This is a genomic window from Enterobacter cloacae complex sp. HYC080_NIDB, assembly GCF_056673325.1.
The window spans coordinates 3,548,968-3,563,944 of record NZ_CP114212.1; the positions used below are offsets into that span (position 1 = coordinate 3,548,968).

Below are 14,977 nucleotides of genomic sequence, written 5' to 3' on the forward strand. Positions count from 1 at the left end.
AGGAATGAAATATGCAAAGCGGAGAAAAGTATTATCTTATGTAAAAGTGACATTACCGCCAAATTAGGGTGCCACCCTTATTAGCGAAACGTTTTTCTATAAAAAAACGCCGCATTTAGTTATATAAAAATACGGCTACCATAAGAATATATAATACACCCGCGAAAGGACTATTTCGCTGATTTCGCCTCCGCCATTCGTGTTCGACGGCGCAGGGCAATCGCCAGCTGGATAATATTGATTAAAACGACAATTGCCGTAGCAGCAAATACCCAACGAAAACCTGCCATCGCAGAAACGGATGCGCCAATAAGCGGACCGGCAACGTTGCCTAAATACATAAACGACTGGTTATAACCAAAAATACGTCCGGTGACCTGGTCGCTGGAATATTTGACCAGCAAGGTCTGTACGGCAGGCAACATAGCCCCATCGGCGAAACCGAGTAAAAATCGCAGCACGCCCAGCTGAAGCGGAGAGGTAACAAACGACATCGCGAAAAAGAGCACCACCGCAAAAATCAGCGTCGCCATCAGGATAAGCGCCGTGCCGATCCTGTCCCCCAGCTTCCCCAGACGTGGCGCAGAGATCAGCGCGGAAACGCCCGGCACGGCGGCAATCATCCCGCTGAGAAAAGCAATATTATTGCTGTCTGGCTCCATTGATTTAATAAACAGCGCCAGAATGGGCCCCACCGAGCCGTTACAGAGCTGGATCACCATGGTGGTGACAAACAGGCTGATCATTAGCCCTGGGTAAGGCAGCGAGGCGAAGACGGCCTTACCGCTCAGGCGTTCAGACTTGCTGACAACGGGGCGCCCTCCCTCTTTGATCAGAAAGAGCGTGACCAGAAAGCTAACCACCAGCAGGATCGCAGTGATGATAAATACCGCGCGCAGCCCAACGTGGTCTGCCAGAAAGCCGCCCAGCAGCGGGCCACCGATGACGCCGCTTATCTGCGCCGTTGAGAGGGTGCTCAGCGCCCAGCCGCTTCGTTCGCGTGGCACCTGAGAGGCCACCAGCGCCATGGCATTCGGAATGTACCCGGACGTCAGCCCCATCACCGCCCGCAGGAAAAACAGCTGCCAGACGTTCGTGGCGAAGGCCTGGAGCAGAATCGCAATCGCCATCCCGAGCGAGGCGCGCAGCAGCATCAGCTTACGGCCTTTCCGATCCGCCAGGCTGCCCCACATCGGAGACACAATGGCGGAGACCAGAAACGTGACGCTGAACGTCAGACCGGACCACATGGAGAGCGCTTCGTGGGAGGTAACCCCCAACTGCGACACGTACAGCGGCAGGAACGGCAGGATCTGGCTAATGGCCAGCCCGGTAAAAAAGCAGCCGAACCAGACCGAGATGAGATTAACTTTCCAGGATTCCATAAAGAAATAGTCTTCATTTTTAGGCGAATTCGCCGTCAGATTAGCAAGTTACGCACGCCGGCGTCGCACCAGAGATGCGGCCTTGCTGACTTTGGTGTTTTATCTTCCCAGTCATCATATTTGTGAAATAAGTCACAAATCATCCACTTTCTGGCGGAAGATTATGCTTCAGCGACAGAGTCCGAAACCGCGCATCCCCAGATGAAAATGGTTGGCATGCGCCGCGTTATACTCCGGCCCCAAACCGTTACCGTAGTAGCCGCAGCTGGCCGCCAGCAGGGCTTTCAGCCATGGCTGCGTTTTTGCCGATTTCCAGCCGTTCAGCACCGTGACGCGCTCCCCGTTCGCCAGCCGAAAAGCGGCGATATCCAGCGCGTCTGCGGTGGCATGCTCACTGCGCCGCGCATCGGGCCGGTGGTAGATATTGCGACAGGCAAAGCTGCCAAGGTGCTCAATGCGCGTCAGCTCATGTCCCGTGAAGCGCTGCGTCAATGGCCGGGCCTGCTGGCTGACAAACAGTGCAGAGCTGAGCGCCAGCGGACAGCTGGCAAGAAAACTGCCGTTCAGACTCACCGGGCCGAAGTCACGCACGCGCACGACGTTGCGCAGCGGACATGTCCCGCCGCCGTCAGCGACCGGTTGGGTGCGGATAAGGTTTCGTTGATTGGCCTGCGTTAACAGGCTCGCGCAGGCTTCGGGGGTTAAACGTCGCAGTTTATACTGGGTAATACGGCCAGGGGGATCGTCCAGGGCCAGCGGTTTAAATGGATTGTAGTAAGACGGCAACCAGCGATAGCCCGCCGTTGCAACTGCCCCCAGGATGAAAACGGTCAGCAGAGTTTTTCCTTTCACGTTCCCCCCTCACTCTTCCCCAAAACATTATGGCAGAAGGCCGCGAAACCCGCAGGGCATCGTGGTATGTTATTGGCTTTTCGTCAGACTGGAAGAGAGTGAGATGGCAAAGCAGCGCGTAGGTATTGTCTTTGGGGGAAAATCAGCGGAACACGAGGTGTCATTGCAATCGGCCAAAAATATCGTTGATGCGATCGATAAAAGCCGGTTTGACGTGGTCCTGCTGGGCATTGATAAACAGGGCCAGTGGCATGTTAACGACGCCAGCCAGTATTTGCTGAATGCCCACGATCCGGCGCACATCGCCCTCAATCCTTCGGACATCAGCGTCGCGACCGTTCCTGGCGTCATGAAGGGACAGCTCATCGACGCCGGCAATGCGCAGGCTCTCACTCAGATCGACGTGGTCTTCCCTATCGTACACGGCACGCTCGGGGAAGATGGTTCCCTGCAGGGGATGTTGCGCATGGCCAACCTGCCGTTCGTCGGATCAGACGTACTGGGATCCGCCGCGTGCATGGACAAAGACGTCACCAAACGCCTGCTGCGCGATGCCGGACTGAATATCGCGCCATTCGTCACGCTCACCCGCGCCAACCGAGACAAGTACAGCTTCGCGCAGGTTAGCGGTCAACTGGGGCTGCCGCTGTTTGTGAAGCCTGCCAACCAGGGGTCATCCGTGGGCGTTAGCAAAGTCGCCAGCGAAGCAGAGTTCACGCAAGCCGTCCGTCTGGCGTTTGAATTTGACCATAAAGTGGTTATTGAGCAAGGGATCAAAGGTCGCGAAATTGAGTGCGCCGTGCTGGGCAATGATTTTCCACAGGCGAGCACCTGCGGTGAAGTGGTCTTAAACAGCGACTTCTACTCCTACGACACCAAATACATTGATGATAAAGGCGCACAGGTCGTTGTCCCTGCGGATATCGATCCGGCGATCAACGACAAGATCCGGGCGATCGCCATCAGCGCCTACCAGACTCTCGGCTGCAGCGGCATGGCGCGCGTGGATGTCTTCCTGACGCCGGAGAACGACGTGGTCATCAATGAAATCAACACGCTGCCGGGCTTCACCAACATCAGCATGTATCCAAAACTGTGGCAGGCCAGCGGGCTTGGCTACTCTGAGCTGATCACCCGCCTGATCGAACTGGCGCTGGAGCGTCACGCCGCCGACAGCGCGCTGAAAAGTTCCGTTAACGGTTAATCGGCACCCTTCGCCGTCTCTTCCGTCGTCGTCTCTTCCGGGCGACGGCGGATAATCAACCCCGCCAGCCAGAAACTGATCACCCAGGTCACCAGCCCGACGGCATAGGTTTGCCACCCTTTTGCTTCAAATCCTAACAGCCCCACGACGCCGTTAAGAATAAAAATCAGCCCAATAGCAAAGGCATAGTAGTGCCAGTCACGGCGAAGTTTGGACGTGAGCTTCATAACAACTCCGGCAGGAAAAAAAGACATCCTCTCACAGTTTAAGCACGAGGTCTGTGGCAGATGCGGAAATTCTGAAACGCGACGCAATTTCACTTAAGTTTAAAAATTGTGACGCGCTGCAGAAATCAATAATCCAGGAGAATTCCTGAGCGTAAATTAACACGATTCTGATATTGACAAATGCAATCACCTGTCAAACTCACCCCGTAAGACGCGTATTAAAACAGAGTTATACCTCGGGAGGTCAACATGGCTGACTTTACATTGTCGAAACCGATTTTTGGCGGCAAACCAAAAACCTCTACGGCGGGTAATATCGCGTATGCCTTGTTTGTCCTTTTCTGCTTCTGGGCAGGCTCCCAGCTGCTCAATATGCTGGTTCATGCGCCAGGTGTTTATGAACACCTGATGCAGGTGCAGGATAACGGGCGTCCGCGAGTGGAGATTGGATTTGGCGTGAGCACGCTGTTCGGTCTCGTTCCTTTCCTCGCTGGGTGTATGATTTTAGGCGTAGTCGCGTTAGTCCTGCGCTTTCGTCGTCGCCATTAAAGCCCCATACAGCGAGCCCGGCGATCGTCCACGCGCTTCGCAAACCAGGCGGTGGTCAGGTTACGTGTGATCTTCGGGCTTTCCAGCTGAATACCCGGCAGGATAGCCCTCGGTAACGTTTTCCCACTCTTCTGCTCCGCAAGGGCAAACACCTTCTTGTAGAGATCCGTTTTCTCGAATGCCAGGCTATCGCCTTTTTCAAGCTGACGGCGGATATCGCTGTTGCTCATATCAAGCGCTGTCGATAATGTCCGTACCGCGCGCTCGGTGCCTCCCGCCTCGCTGCTGCCGTAGGCGATGAGATCGCCGTCCCGCGCCAGCTTGACGCCGCTTGCGCGGCTAAGCGCACTTTGAAACGCCGCGTTACGGCTGGCATACCAGCCCGCGTTAAAGTCTGCGAAGCGGTACAGCGGCGCGTTGTAATTCGCCGGATAGTTCAGCAGATGATAAGTACCGAACCACAGTCCGCCGCGCAGTGAGAAGACCTCCTGGCGCACCGTACCGTCAATTTTCCATGGATAGCCGTCGGTATGCTTCTCGGCAAACGCGATGCTCACCTGCATTGGTCCGCCGGTGTGAACCGGGTTGAGCGAGCCAAACAGTTTCTGCCCCATTGGCACCATGTTGATGAAATCATCAAAAATGGCGCTGAGCTGTTTTTCGGTTTTCACCGTGTCCAGCCGGTCGCTGTAGCTTTTACCGTTCGGCGAGGTGATTTTCAGTGCGGTATGCACGAGGAACACCGGGATATGCATCGATTCCGCGCGGCGGTCGATCTCTTTCCAGGCAATTTTATTCAGACCCGGCACCACCGGGTCTGACTGGTACATGGACTCCTGCTGCGCCACCGCCAGCACCGAGCAGATATTTTCCTCGGTCGGGGCAATCTTCTGGCTTTCAAAGGTTTTAGCCAGCGCATCTGCCCACGCATTGCGATCCTTCACGCTGGCGGGCATTTTTTGCCGCACAACGCTTGCCACATCCACGGGCTTTTCACCCTTTTTGAGCGGGGCTGCCCCTTTTTCGGCACAGCCCGCCAGCACCAGAGCGGCCAGTAAGGACAGCGATAACGCGCGCGGTACGGCAAAAGACATAGCAACTCCCTGTATTAGCTAAAGGTATTGGTCACTTCCTGCAGGTCACGATCGTCCAGCTCACGCTCAAAGCTGCGCAGACGTTTGTAGATGGACATCAACTCCACCAGCGTGGTCCAGGAGCTGATCAGATACTGGAACGACCCGCGCACCTGACCGAAAACATTGGTGATCTGCGTCATCAGACCGAGCGTAATCGTACCCGCAACGATCGACGGAAACAGCAGGAACAAGCCGAAAACGTTATCCACCTGCAGATACAAAATGCGCGCAATGTTGAAATACATATAGTGGAAGTAAAGGCGGAAGTAGTTACGACGCACGGCACCAAACAGCTCACGCACGGTCGGCGGCGACGCGCGGCTGGCATCATCTTCCCCGTAAACCAGCTCTTTACGATACGCCGCTTCGACGCGCTGATTTTTAAACTCCAGACCCGGCAGCTTGATCCCCACCACCGCCAGCAGGCCCGTGCCCATCAGCGACCAGACAATCGCGGCAATCACCAGACCATACGGCAGATGGCCGACAATCGGCAGATCCGGCACATGCGCAGAGAGCGTCACCAGTACCGGCAGGAAAGCAATCAGCGTCATGATGGCGTTGATGAAACTGACGCCCATATCTTCAAGGGTGGAGGCAAAACGCATGGTGTCTTCCTGCACACGCTGCGCGGCACCTTCGATATGACGCAGATGCTGCCAGTGCGCCATGTAATGTTCGTTCATCGCGGTACGCCAGCGGAAAACATAGTGGCTGACGAAGAAATTGTTCATAACACCAATGATCACCGCAATAAGCGCGATACCGAGGAAGACGCCGACTTCATGGTAGAACTGGTTAATGGTGACCTTGTGCGGCGAACTCAGTGCGGTCTGAATCAGATCGTAGAACGGTGCATACCAGGCGTTTACCGCCACCCCCACTTCCACCAGGAACCACGTCACAAAGATGATCAGCGAGGTACCGAGAATCGACCAGTACTGCCAGCGGTGCGGAGAATAGACAAACCAGAACAGCGCAAACAGCCCTACGCACAGCATGTAGTAGGCGTAAAACAGCAGATAGCTCAGTGACCAGAAGCGCGCTGCGCTAATCGGCACGTCACCTGTCGCCCCAACTATGCGTGCCAGCCATGCACCGCCGCCCGCCTGCCAGAAAACGACCGCGATCAGTGCCCAAATAAATGCCGACAGGAAAAATGGCCCCGGCTTTGGGAAAAAAGACTTAAACATGATGCTTCCTTCTTGTTGTTATGGTTGTTGCTGTGCTCAACACATGACCAAACGAATACCCTGCCCGGGCCGGAAGACCGGCTCGGGCAAAAAGGTCAGACCCGAGGGTTGATTATTAGTTCGCTTTCCAGTTTTCGAGAATTGTTTCGGTGCGTTTCACCGCGGGAGGGTTCATCGGTGCAATGAAGTTACGCCAGACGTCATTATGGTGGTTAATCAGAATCTGTGCTTCAGCCGCCGGACGATTCGCGGTGGTATGGGCATCCTCAGCCACGGTAATGTGGTAGCCCCGACTGACGCCGTTTTTAATTGTCGCGTCCACGCAGTAATCCGTGGCGCAGCCGCAGATGACAAACTCACGAATTCCGTGTTCACGTAACAGCGCTTCAAGCGATGTGTTGTAAAAAGAATCACAGGCGGTCTTGGTAACGTAAAGCGCATCAGCCGGTTGATGGAGTTCAGGCAGCAGCGCAAACCCTTCACTTCCTTCTTCCAGCCCCCCGGCCTCGGTATGCTGAATAAAAATGACGGTGTCGGCCGCCTGCGTAAGCTGGTTGATCAGAGAGACACACTTTTCGCGCTGATGACGAGGGGTTTCAAATACCCCGTTTTGCATATCAACCACCATGACCACACGCTTTTCAGACATACCGTTCTCCGTAAGATTGAGTAATACTGGTGCCTATCATAAGCCTGATGCCAGAAAATGGGAGAGCGCTCGCAAGTAAATTATTCATATTTACCCATGGTTACGTTTTTCTGGCTATCGTTATGCTATTCCGGGCATTGCACGGTAGAGATTAGTAGTATAAATACCCATTACTTTCTTCATTCACTTCATGGATGCTTTTCGTTGAAACGTTGTCTGCTCTCTTTTGCCGCGCTGTGTGCGGTGAGCTTCTCCACCGCCCAGGCGGCCCAACCGCTGACGGCGCCCGTTTTGGCTTCAGACATTGCCGATCGCTACGCGAACCTGATCTATTACGGCAGCGGCGCAACCGGGATGGCAATGGTGGTTATTGATGGCAACCAGCGCGTATTCCGCAGCTTCGGTGAAACGCGCCCAGGCAATAACATTCACCCGCAGCTGGATTCCGTCGTTCGCATCGCGTCCTTAACCAAGCTTATGACCAGCGAAATGCTGGTGAAACTGCTCGACCAGGGCGTGGTGAAGCTCGACGATCCGCTCAGCAAATACGCCCCACCGGGAGCACGTGTGCCAACGTATCAGGGAACGCCCATTCGCCTTGTGAACCTCGCGACGCACACCAGCTCGCTACCGCGTGAGCAGCCTGGCGGAGCGGCGCACCGCGACGTGTTTGTCTGGCCCACCCGCGAGCAGCGCTGGAACTACCTGAGCACCGCCACGCTGAAGGCGGCCCCGGGTTCGCAGGCCTCTTACTCCAATCTGGCGTTCGACCTGCTGGCGGATGCCCTCTCAGCGGCTGCGGGCAAACCCTACACGCAGCTGTTTGAAGAGCAGATAACCCGTCCGCTGGGGATGAAAGACACCACCTTTACCCCTTCTCCGGACCAGTGCCGTCGCCTGATGGTGGCGGAGAAAGGTGCAAGCCCGTGTAACAACACGCTGGCGGCAGTGGGGAGCGGCGGGGTCTATTCCACCCCAGGCGACATGATGCGCTGGATGCAGCAGTTCCTCTCATCGGATTTCTACTCGCGCAGCAGCCAGGCCGACCGTATGCAGACCCTGATTTATCAGCGAACTCAGCTGCACCGTGTGGTCGGAATGGACGTACCGGGTAAAGCCGATGCGCTCGGCCTGGGCTGGGTCTATATGGCACCCAAAAATGGCCGTCCGGGTATTATTCAGAAAACCGGCGGCGGTGGCGGGTTCATTACCTATATGGCGATGATCCCGCAGTCCAACGTGGGCGCATTTGTGGTGGTCACCCGCTCCCCGCATACGCGCTTCGTTAATATGAGTGATGGCATTAATAACCTGGTGGCTGAACTGAGTGCCAATAAAGCCCAGGTGCTGACCGCGTCTAACTGATCTTAATATTCCGTGGGCAAGCGGTTGATGTTAAACCGATTGCCCCCGGTTCTGAGCATCGTCGCTGCCCTGCAGCAATCTCCCCTAAACCGCCCACTTTAATAAACACCTCATGTCGCTTTCGGTTACACTAACCTTCTTTGTTCCACAAACATCAGGCATCCCATGACCGATTTAATTGCACGTCCCCGCCGTCTGCGCAAGTCACCTGCACTGCGCGCTATGTTTGAAGAGACAACCCTGACCTTAAACGATCTGGTGTTGCCGATTTTTGTTGAAGAAGAGATCGATGACTACAAAGCCATCGAAGCCATGCCGGGCGTGATGCGCATTCCGGAAAAATATCTGGCGCGCGAGATCGAGCGCATCGCCAACGCGGGGATCCGCTCGGTGATGACCTTTGGCATCTCCCATCATACCGACGCCACCGGCAGCGATGCGTGGAAAGAAGATGGCCTTGTCGCCCGTATGTCCCGCATCTGCAAAGAGACCGTGCCGGAAATGGTCGTCATGTCCGACACCTGCTTCTGCGAATACACCTCTCACGGCCACTGCGGCGTGCTGTGCGATCATGGCGTGGATAACGATGCCACCCTGCTGAATCTCGGCAAGCAGGCCGTGGTCGCGGCCGCTGCGGGTGCAGATTTCATCGCCCCCTCTGCCGCGATGGATGGACAGGTTCAGGCGATTCGTCAGGCGCTGGATGCGGCAGGCTTCACCGACACCGCCATCATGTCCTACTCCACCAAATTTGCCTCCTCCTTCTACGGCCCGTTCCGTGAAGCGGCTGGCACGGCGCTGAAGGGCGACCGTAAAACCTATCAGATGAACCCGCTGAACCGCCGGGAAGCGATTCGCGAATCCCTGCTGGATGAAGCTCAGGGCGCAGACTGCCTGATGGTCAAACCGGCTGGCGCGTATCTTGATATTCTGCGCGACATCCGCGAACGCACTGAACTGCCGCTGGGCGCTTACCAGGTGAGCGGCGAGTACGCGATGATCAAATTCGCCGCGCAGGCGGGAGCGATTGACGAAGAGAAAGTGATCCTCGAAAGCCTGGGTGCGATCAAACGTGCGGGCGCGGACCTGATCTTCAGCTACTTCGCGCTGGATCTGGCTGAGAAAAAAATCCTCCGCTAATCTTCACCAAACTGCAATACAACCGACATCTGCTCCTTCTACTGTCTTCGCAAGACGGCAGGAGGAGTAACCATGTTTAGCCTCGATAGCGTTCTCGACGATCTTTGGCCTCAGGCGAGGCCTGCACCCTGGCAAAAAAGTCTGTTAAAAAGACTGTTTTACGAAGATGAATTCCAGCAGTTTGCCGCCGCACACCGCCACCTCAAAGGACTGGACATGGTGGAGCAAGTTCTGGAGCACCTTGATATTCTCTGCACCGTTTCCGCCCGCGATCTCGAACAAATCCCCGAACATGGCCCGCTGGTCATTATTGCCAACCACCCGACAGGCACACTGGACGGGCTGGCGCTGTTGTACGCCGTCTCCCGCGTACGCCGTGACGTAAAAGTCGTGACCAACCGGATGCTGACCCACCTTGAGCCTCTCAGTTCACTCTTTATCCCGGTGGACAATATGGGGGGCAGGACGGCGAAATCCTCCCTGGTGCAGATGGAACAACATCTGCAAAATGCGGGCGTACTGATCTTCTTCCCGGCGGGAGAAGTTTCACGTCCGACGCGCAAAGGCATTCACGATAAAAAATGGCACCCGGGCTTTATCAAGCTCGCCAGCAAGCTGCGCGCGCCGCTGCTGCCGGTGCATATTCAGGCGCACAATAGTCTCCTCTTTTATGCCAGCACGCTGGTGTCGCCGACATTGTCGATGCTGCTGTTAATGCAGCAGATGTTCCGCCGCCGCCATAGCCAGCTGCCGATTAAAATCGGCCAGCAGATCGCCTGGCATCACTGGCACAGCGCCACCCTTTCGTCGCGTGAGATGGCCGAGCAGTGCCGTCAGCACGTGATGCGTCTTGGCAAGGGAATGCCTGGCGTCTTTAAAACCCAGTGCGCCATTGCTCGTCCAGAGGACCGGGCGACTCTGAAACGCGAGCTGGCGCAGGCCGAGTGTCTGGGCAAAACCGGCGACGGTAAGCTCATCTATCTGTGGCAGCGCAACGGCCAGGAAGAGGCTCCGCTGCTGCGCGAGCTGGGCCGCCTGCGCGAAATTGCGTTTCGTGCGGTGGAGGAAGGGAGCGGCAAGCGCCGGGACACCGACCGTTACGATGACGATTATCTGCACCTGATCCTGTGGGATGATGAGGATCTGGAGATCGTGGGGGCGTATCGCTTTATGCCCACCGCAAAGCAGGTTGCGCATCGGGGTCCGGAAGGGTTGTACAGCTACAGCCTGTTCCACTACGACGATAAAATGCAGGACGTGCTGGAGCACGGCATTGAACTGGGTCGCAGCTTTATTCAGCCGCGCTACTGGGGACGCCGCGGCCTGGATTATCTCTGGTCCGGGATTGGGGCTTATCTGGCACGTTATCCGCACTACCGTTATCTGTTTGGCCCGGTCTCGATTTCCGGAGGCTTACCGCCTGCGGCGCGGGATCTGCTGGTGGCATTTTACCGTCTGTGGTTCCCGGCAAGCCATCCGCTGGCCGCGTCGCGCCAGCCTTATCCTGCATCGTTACCGGACGTATTGGCACAGTTTGGCGGCGTGGATTACGTGGACGATCTGACGAAGCTGAAATCCCTGCTCGGCAATCTGGGCTGCGGCATTCCGCCACTCTACAAGCAGTATTCCGAGCTGTGCGAACCGGGCGGCGTGCAGTTTATTGATTTTGGCAGCGACCCGGCGTTCAACAACTGCGTAGACGGGCTAGTGCTGGTGGATTTGTGCTACCTGAAGACGAACCGCTATCAGCGGTATATAGGGGTACACTCTTTGTAGGCCGGGTAAGCGCAGCGCCACCCGGCAAAAACGGTGCACAATTGCCGGGTGGCGGCTACGCCTTACCCGACCTACAGGTACTACAGGATCAAGGGCGATAAAACGGCTTATCCCCCAAAATCGTCGCCCGCTGCATAATCCGACGCTGCGGCAGATAGTCCGCATTGGCATAGTGCTGCGTCACGCGGTTATCCCAGATCGCCAGATCGTTCTCCTGCCAGCGCCAGCGCACCTGAAACTCCGGTTTGGTGATATGCGCAAACAGGAAGCGTAGCAGCGCCTCGCTCTCTTTTTCCGTCACGTCCACAATGCGCGTGGTAAACCCTTCGTTCACGAATAACGCCTGCTTGCCCGTGACCGGATGGGTACGCACCACCGGGTGCAGCAGAGGAGGATGTTTTGCAACCGCATCCAGCCAGCGCTGATGCTCCTCTTCGCTTTTACGGTACTTGTATTCCTGGAACGATTTTTTGAAATCGTGCTCCGCCCGCAGACCACTCAGCATCGTCCGGAACGGTGCGGACAGCGCCTCGAAAGCCGCAATGCCGCTCGCCCACAGCGTATCGCCTCCGGTCTCCGGCAGCAATTTTGCCGCGAGGATCGCCCCTGCGGGCGGCGTCTCGATAAAGGTCACATCGGTGTGCCAGTTGTCATTATCCGGCGGATTATCGTTATGGGTATCCAGGACGATAATCTCCTCCACCCCTTCCGCATGCGGATAGACCGGATGGATATGCAGATCGCCAAAGCGTAGCGCCAGCGCGCGCTGCTGCTGCGGGGTGATCGCCTGCTCGCGCAGGAACACCACCTGATGGCGCAGCACCGCGTGATACAGCTGCTCGAACTGGTTATCGCTCAGCGGACGGGTTACATCCAGGCCCGACACCTGCGCGCCAATATACGGCCCCAGCGGGGTAATGGTCAGACGTTCACTCATTGTATTTCTCCATGCCAGGGCGTCAGACGACGCTGTAGAGCGCGCAGCCCCAGCTCTAATCCGAAGGCGATCGCGGCAATGACCGCGATCCCAGCCAGCACCACGTCAGTCGCCAGGAACTCTCCCGCCGACTGCACCATAAACCCTAATCCCCGCGTGGCGGCGATCAGCTCTGCCGCCACCAGCGTGGACCACCCCACGCCGAGGCCGATGCGCAGCCCGGTTAAGATCTCCGGCAGCGCGCCCGGTAAAATCACGAACAGCAGCACCTGTGTCCGGCTGGCGCCCAGCGACTGCGCCGCGCGGATCCGCACCTGCTGGGCACTTTTGACGCCCGCCAGCGCCGACATCGCAACCGGGGCGAAAATCGCCAGATAGATCAGCAGGATTTTTGACGTTTCACCGATGCCAAACCAAATTACCATCAGCGGCAGATAGGCCAGCGGCGGCACCGGGCGGTAAAGCTCAATCAGCGGATCGAGGATGCCGCGCACCGTCGGGCTTAAGCCCATCGCGATGCCAACCGGAATGCCGATCATCACCGCCGCCAGCAGCGCCACCAGAATGCGCGTCAGGCTTGCGCCCAGATGCTGCCAGAGCGTGGCATCCATAAACCCCTGCGGCCCGGCGATGGCAATAAGTTTGGCCAGCACCTGTCCCGGCGGCGGCAGAAAAAGCGGGCTGATCCACTGCAGTGCCGCCACCAGCCACCACACCGCCAGTAACACCAGCAGCGTCCCGACGCTCAACGTGAGCTGGCGGGAGAACGGCCAGCGCAGCGCCTGACGCGTGCGGCGCGTTTTTTCACTGAAGACGATGCTCATGAGAAAGCCTCCCGTTGGTCAAACACGCGGCTTAGGATGTACTCACGCTGGTCGATAAACTGCGGATCGGATTTGATGCTGCGCACGGGTTCTCCGGCGACATAACGGCGAGCGAACTCGAGCGGCAAGCGTTCCACCACGCGCCCCGGCCCCGGCGATAACAGCACCAGCTCGGTCGCCATAAACACCGCTTCTTCGATGTCGTGGGTGATCAACAGGACCTGCTTGCCCGTCTCGTGCCAGAGACGCAACAGCAGGGTTTGCATCTGCTCGCGGGTGAAGGCGTCCAGCGCGCCGAACGGCTCGTCCAGCAGCAACAGCTGCGGGTTTGCCGCCAGCGCACGGGCAATGCCGACACGCTGGCGCTGGCCGCCGGAAAGCTGCCAGATAAAGCGTTTTTCCGCCCCTTCGAGGCCCACTTTTTTCAGCATCTGCCGTGCCGTTTCCAGCCGCTGTTCGCGGTTCACCCCCGCAAGCTGTAGCCCAAATGCCACGTTTTCCTGCACGTTGCGCCAGGGGAGCAAACCTTCATTCTGGAAAACCACGCCGCGCTCGGCGCCGGGGCCTTCCACCTTTTTGCCTTCCAGTTGGATGGTGCCACGCTGATAAGGGACAAAACCGGCAATCAGATTCAGTAGCGTAGTTTTCCCACACCCGGAGGGGCCCAGCACCACCAGTAGTTCACCGCTGGCCAGCGTCAGGTTGATCTCCTCCAGCGCAGGTTTGCCGCCGTAATCGGCATACAGGTTCGTTATGCTCAGCATGGCGGACTCCTTATTTCACAAAGCGGTCGGTGACGTACTGGCTGTAATCCGCCGCTACCGCGGGCACTTTGCCCTGCGCTTTCAGGAAGGTGGCGGTATCGACAATCGCTTTGTTCACCGGCCCGGTCAGCTGCTGCACCTGCTGCGCAGGGGTCAGATAGGTATTGCCTTTCACCAGCCCCGGCACGTCCGCTTCCGGCACGCCGCTCAGTCGGGCGAGTTTTTCCAGATTGGCGGGCTGCTTCAGCCATTCATCGGGGTTACTGATATAGGGCTGCTGGGCGTCGAGGGCGCTTTTGGCAAAGGCTTTCACCACCTCGGGATGTTTCTCAGCAAAGTCTTTGCGCACGACCCACACGTCGAGCGTCGGCGCGCCCCACTGGCCCACCTTTTCGGAGTCGGTCAGCACGGTGCCATCTTTTTCCAGCTCGTTCACGGCTGGGGCCCAGACATAGGCTCCGTCAATATCCCCACGCTGCCAGGCCGCGATTATCGCGGGTGGCTGGAGATTAAGAATCTGAACCTGCCCCGGCTTGATGCCCCAGTGTTTGAGCGCCGCCAGCAGGCTGTAGTGGGTGGTAGAGATAAACGGCACGGCGATGCGCTTGCCGATCAGGTCTTCCGGTTTGGTGATGTTTTTCTTCACCACCAGCGCTTCAGAGTTACCGAGCTGCGAGGCGAGCAGGAACACCTCAATCGGCACATGCTGGCTGGCCGCGACCGCCAGCGGGCTGGATCCGATATTGCCGATCTGCACGTCGCCGGAGGCTAACGCACGCACGACGGACGCCCCGCTGTCGAACTTGCGCCAGTCGACGTTCGCGCCGCTCGCTTTGGCAAAGGTGTTATCCGCCTGCGCAACTTTCGCCGGTTCCGCAGAGGTTTGATACGCGACGGTGACGTCTACCGCCTGCGCCTGAAAGGCCCACAGCGCCAGCGCGCCGAGAAATGTGATTCGCGATGAAATTGCCATAGT

15 protein-coding genes are annotated in these 14,977 nt (G+C 57.3%); 5 read left to right on the forward strand and 10 right to left on the reverse strand.

Translation table 11 applies throughout. The features are described from left to right. Window positions 1-170: 170 nt before the first annotated feature. On the reverse strand, window positions 171-1,385 hold the full coding sequence (locus O1723_RS16935) for a multidrug efflux MFS transporter (RefSeq protein ID WP_014882729.1): 1,215 nt from the start codon (window positions 1,383-1,385) through the stop codon (window positions 171-173). Between the two features lie 168 nt (window positions 1,386-1,553). Beyond that, on the reverse strand, window positions 1,554-2,237 hold the full coding sequence (locus O1723_RS16940; protein WP_014882728.1) for an extensin-like domain-containing protein: 684 nt from the start codon (window positions 2,235-2,237) through the stop codon (window positions 1,554-1,556). 103 nt (window positions 2,238-2,340) lie between these two features. Between O1723_RS16940 and ddlA the strand changes: the two genes are divergently transcribed. After that, window positions 2,341-3,441, forward strand: a complete 1,101-nt coding sequence (ddlA, locus tag O1723_RS16945) for a D-alanine--D-alanine ligase (protein ID WP_014882727.1) — start codon at window positions 2,341-2,343, stop codon at window positions 3,439-3,441. Here ddlA and O1723_RS16950 read toward each other — a convergent pair. Beyond that, window positions 3,438-3,668: a DUF2754 family protein gene (locus tag O1723_RS16950; RefSeq protein WP_014882726.1), complete on the reverse strand. Its 231-nt coding sequence runs from the start codon at window positions 3,666-3,668 to the stop codon at window positions 3,438-3,440. The two genes, ddlA and O1723_RS16950, sit on opposite strands and share 4 nt — an antisense overlap. A 249-nt stretch (window positions 3,669-3,917) precedes the next feature. Here O1723_RS16950 and O1723_RS16955 point away from each other — a divergent pair, with 249 nt between their 5' ends. Next, window positions 3,918-4,217: a DUF2755 family protein gene (locus O1723_RS16955; protein ID WP_014882725.1), complete on the forward strand. Its 300-nt coding sequence runs from the start codon at window positions 3,918-3,920 to the stop codon at window positions 4,215-4,217. Here the strand turns inward: O1723_RS16955 and O1723_RS16960 are convergent. The 3 genes from O1723_RS16960 to O1723_RS16970 form a co-directional block, all read right to left on the reverse strand. Then, window positions 4,214-5,311, reverse strand: coding sequence for a DUF1615 domain-containing protein (locus O1723_RS16960; RefSeq protein ID WP_479983842.1), 1,098 nt, complete (start codon window positions 5,309-5,311; stop codon window positions 4,214-4,216). The two genes, O1723_RS16955 and O1723_RS16960, sit on opposite strands and share 4 nt — an antisense overlap. Window positions 5,312-5,325: 14 nt before the next feature. Further along, window positions 5,326-6,546, reverse strand: a complete 1,221-nt coding sequence (sbmA, locus tag O1723_RS16965; RefSeq protein WP_014882723.1) for a peptide antibiotic transporter SbmA — start codon at window positions 6,544-6,546, stop codon at window positions 5,326-5,328. A 115-nt stretch (window positions 6,547-6,661) separates the two neighbouring features. Next, window positions 6,662-7,195 (reverse strand): isochorismatase family protein, encoded by a 534-nt coding sequence (locus O1723_RS16970; protein WP_014882722.1) that lies wholly within the window; start codon window positions 7,193-7,195, stop codon window positions 6,662-6,664. Window positions 7,196-7,399: 204 nt separating this feature from the next. Between O1723_RS16970 and ampH the strand changes: the two genes are divergently transcribed. The 3 genes from ampH (at window position 7,400) to olsF (ending at window position 11,476) form a co-directional block, all read left to right on the forward strand. Beyond that, window positions 7,400-8,560 carry a D-alanyl-D-alanine-carboxypeptidase/endopeptidase AmpH gene (gene ampH / locus O1723_RS16975; protein WP_014882721.1) on the forward strand — a complete coding sequence of 387 codons (1,161 nt, stop codon included), beginning with the start codon at window positions 7,400-7,402 and terminating at the stop codon, window positions 8,558-8,560. Between the two features lie 165 nt (window positions 8,561-8,725). Then, on the forward strand, window positions 8,726-9,700 hold the full coding sequence (gene hemB / locus O1723_RS16980; protein ID WP_008503294.1) for a porphobilinogen synthase: 975 nt from the start codon (window positions 8,726-8,728) through the stop codon (window positions 9,698-9,700). A gap of 72 nt (window positions 9,701-9,772) precedes the next feature. Next, a complete protein-coding gene (gene olsF / locus O1723_RS16985; RefSeq protein WP_023336810.1) occupies window positions 9,773-11,476 on the forward strand; it encodes a bifunctional ornithine lipid synthase OlsF in 1,704 nt (567 codons plus the stop codon). An 88-nt stretch (window positions 11,477-11,564) separates the two neighbouring features. Here the strand turns inward: olsF and tauD are convergent, their stop codons facing one another. From tauD to tauA, 4 genes are read right to left on the reverse strand one after another with little or no spacing between them, the layout of a single operon-like run. Beyond that, entirely contained in the window at window positions 11,565-12,413 is an 849-nt protein-coding gene (gene tauD / locus O1723_RS16990; protein WP_014882719.1) for a taurine dioxygenase, read from the reverse strand. Next, complete coding sequence (tauC, locus tag O1723_RS16995; protein WP_014882718.1) at window positions 12,410-13,237, reverse strand: taurine ABC transporter permease TauC; 828 nt, start codon at window positions 13,235-13,237, stop codon at window positions 12,410-12,412. Before tauC ends, tauD begins: the two co-directional genes overlap by 4 nt. Next, window positions 13,234-14,001: a taurine ABC transporter ATP-binding subunit gene (tauB, locus tag O1723_RS17000; RefSeq protein ID WP_014882717.1), complete on the reverse strand. Its 768-nt coding sequence runs from the start codon at window positions 13,999-14,001 to the stop codon at window positions 13,234-13,236. Before tauB ends, tauC begins: the two co-directional genes overlap by 4 nt. Window positions 14,002-14,011: 10 nt before the next feature. Continuing rightward, the gene (gene tauA, locus O1723_RS17005) at window positions 14,012-14,974 is read right to left on the reverse strand and encodes a taurine ABC transporter substrate-binding protein (RefSeq protein WP_248190934.1); all 963 of its coding nucleotides are present in this window, start codon (window positions 14,972-14,974) and stop codon (window positions 14,012-14,014) included. Window positions 14,975-14,977 lie beyond the last annotated feature (3 nt).

Bases quoted from the DNA above. Each gene is read 5' to 3' on its own strand.
- O1723_RS16960 (WP_479983842.1), bottom strand. From the start codon at position 5,311: ATGTCTTTTGCCGTACCGCGCGCGTTATCGCTGTCCTTACTGGCCGCT.
- olsF (WP_023336810.1), top strand. From the start codon at position 9,773: ATGTTTAGCCTCGATAGCGTTCTCGACGATCTTTGGCCTCAGGCGAGG.
- O1723_RS16950 (WP_014882726.1), bottom strand. From the start codon at position 3,668: ATGAAGCTCACGTCCAAACTTCGCCGTGACTGGCACTACTATGCCTTT.
- O1723_RS16970 (WP_014882722.1), bottom strand. From the start codon at position 7,195: ATGTCTGAAAAGCGTGTGGTCATGGTGGTTGATATGCAAAACGGGGTA.
- tauA (WP_248190934.1), bottom strand. From the start codon at position 14,974: ATGGCAATTTCATCGCGAATCACATTTCTCGGCGCGCTGGCGCTGTGG.
- O1723_RS16935 (WP_014882729.1), bottom strand. From the start codon at position 1,385: ATGGAATCCTGGAAAGTTAATCTCATCTCGGTCTGGTTCGGCTGCTTT.
- tauD (WP_014882719.1), bottom strand. From the start codon at position 12,413: ATGAGTGAACGTCTGACCATTACCCCGCTGGGGCCGTATATTGGCGCG.
- hemB (WP_008503294.1), top strand. From the start codon at position 8,726: ATGACCGATTTAATTGCACGTCCCCGCCGTCTGCGCAAGTCACCTGCA.
- ddlA (WP_014882727.1), top strand. From the start codon at position 2,341: ATGGCAAAGCAGCGCGTAGGTATTGTCTTTGGGGGAAAATCAGCGGAA.
- tauC (WP_014882718.1), bottom strand. From the start codon at position 13,237: ATGAGCATCGTCTTCAGTGAAAAAACGCGCCGCACGCGTCAGGCGCTG.
- sbmA (WP_014882723.1), bottom strand. From the start codon at position 6,546: ATGTTTAAGTCTTTTTTCCCAAAGCCGGGGCCATTTTTCCTGTCGGCA.
- tauB (WP_014882717.1), bottom strand. From the start codon at position 14,001: ATGCTGAGCATAACGAACCTGTATGCCGATTACGGCGGCAAACCTGCG.
- O1723_RS16955 (WP_014882725.1), top strand. From the start codon at position 3,918: ATGGCTGACTTTACATTGTCGAAACCGATTTTTGGCGGCAAACCAAAA.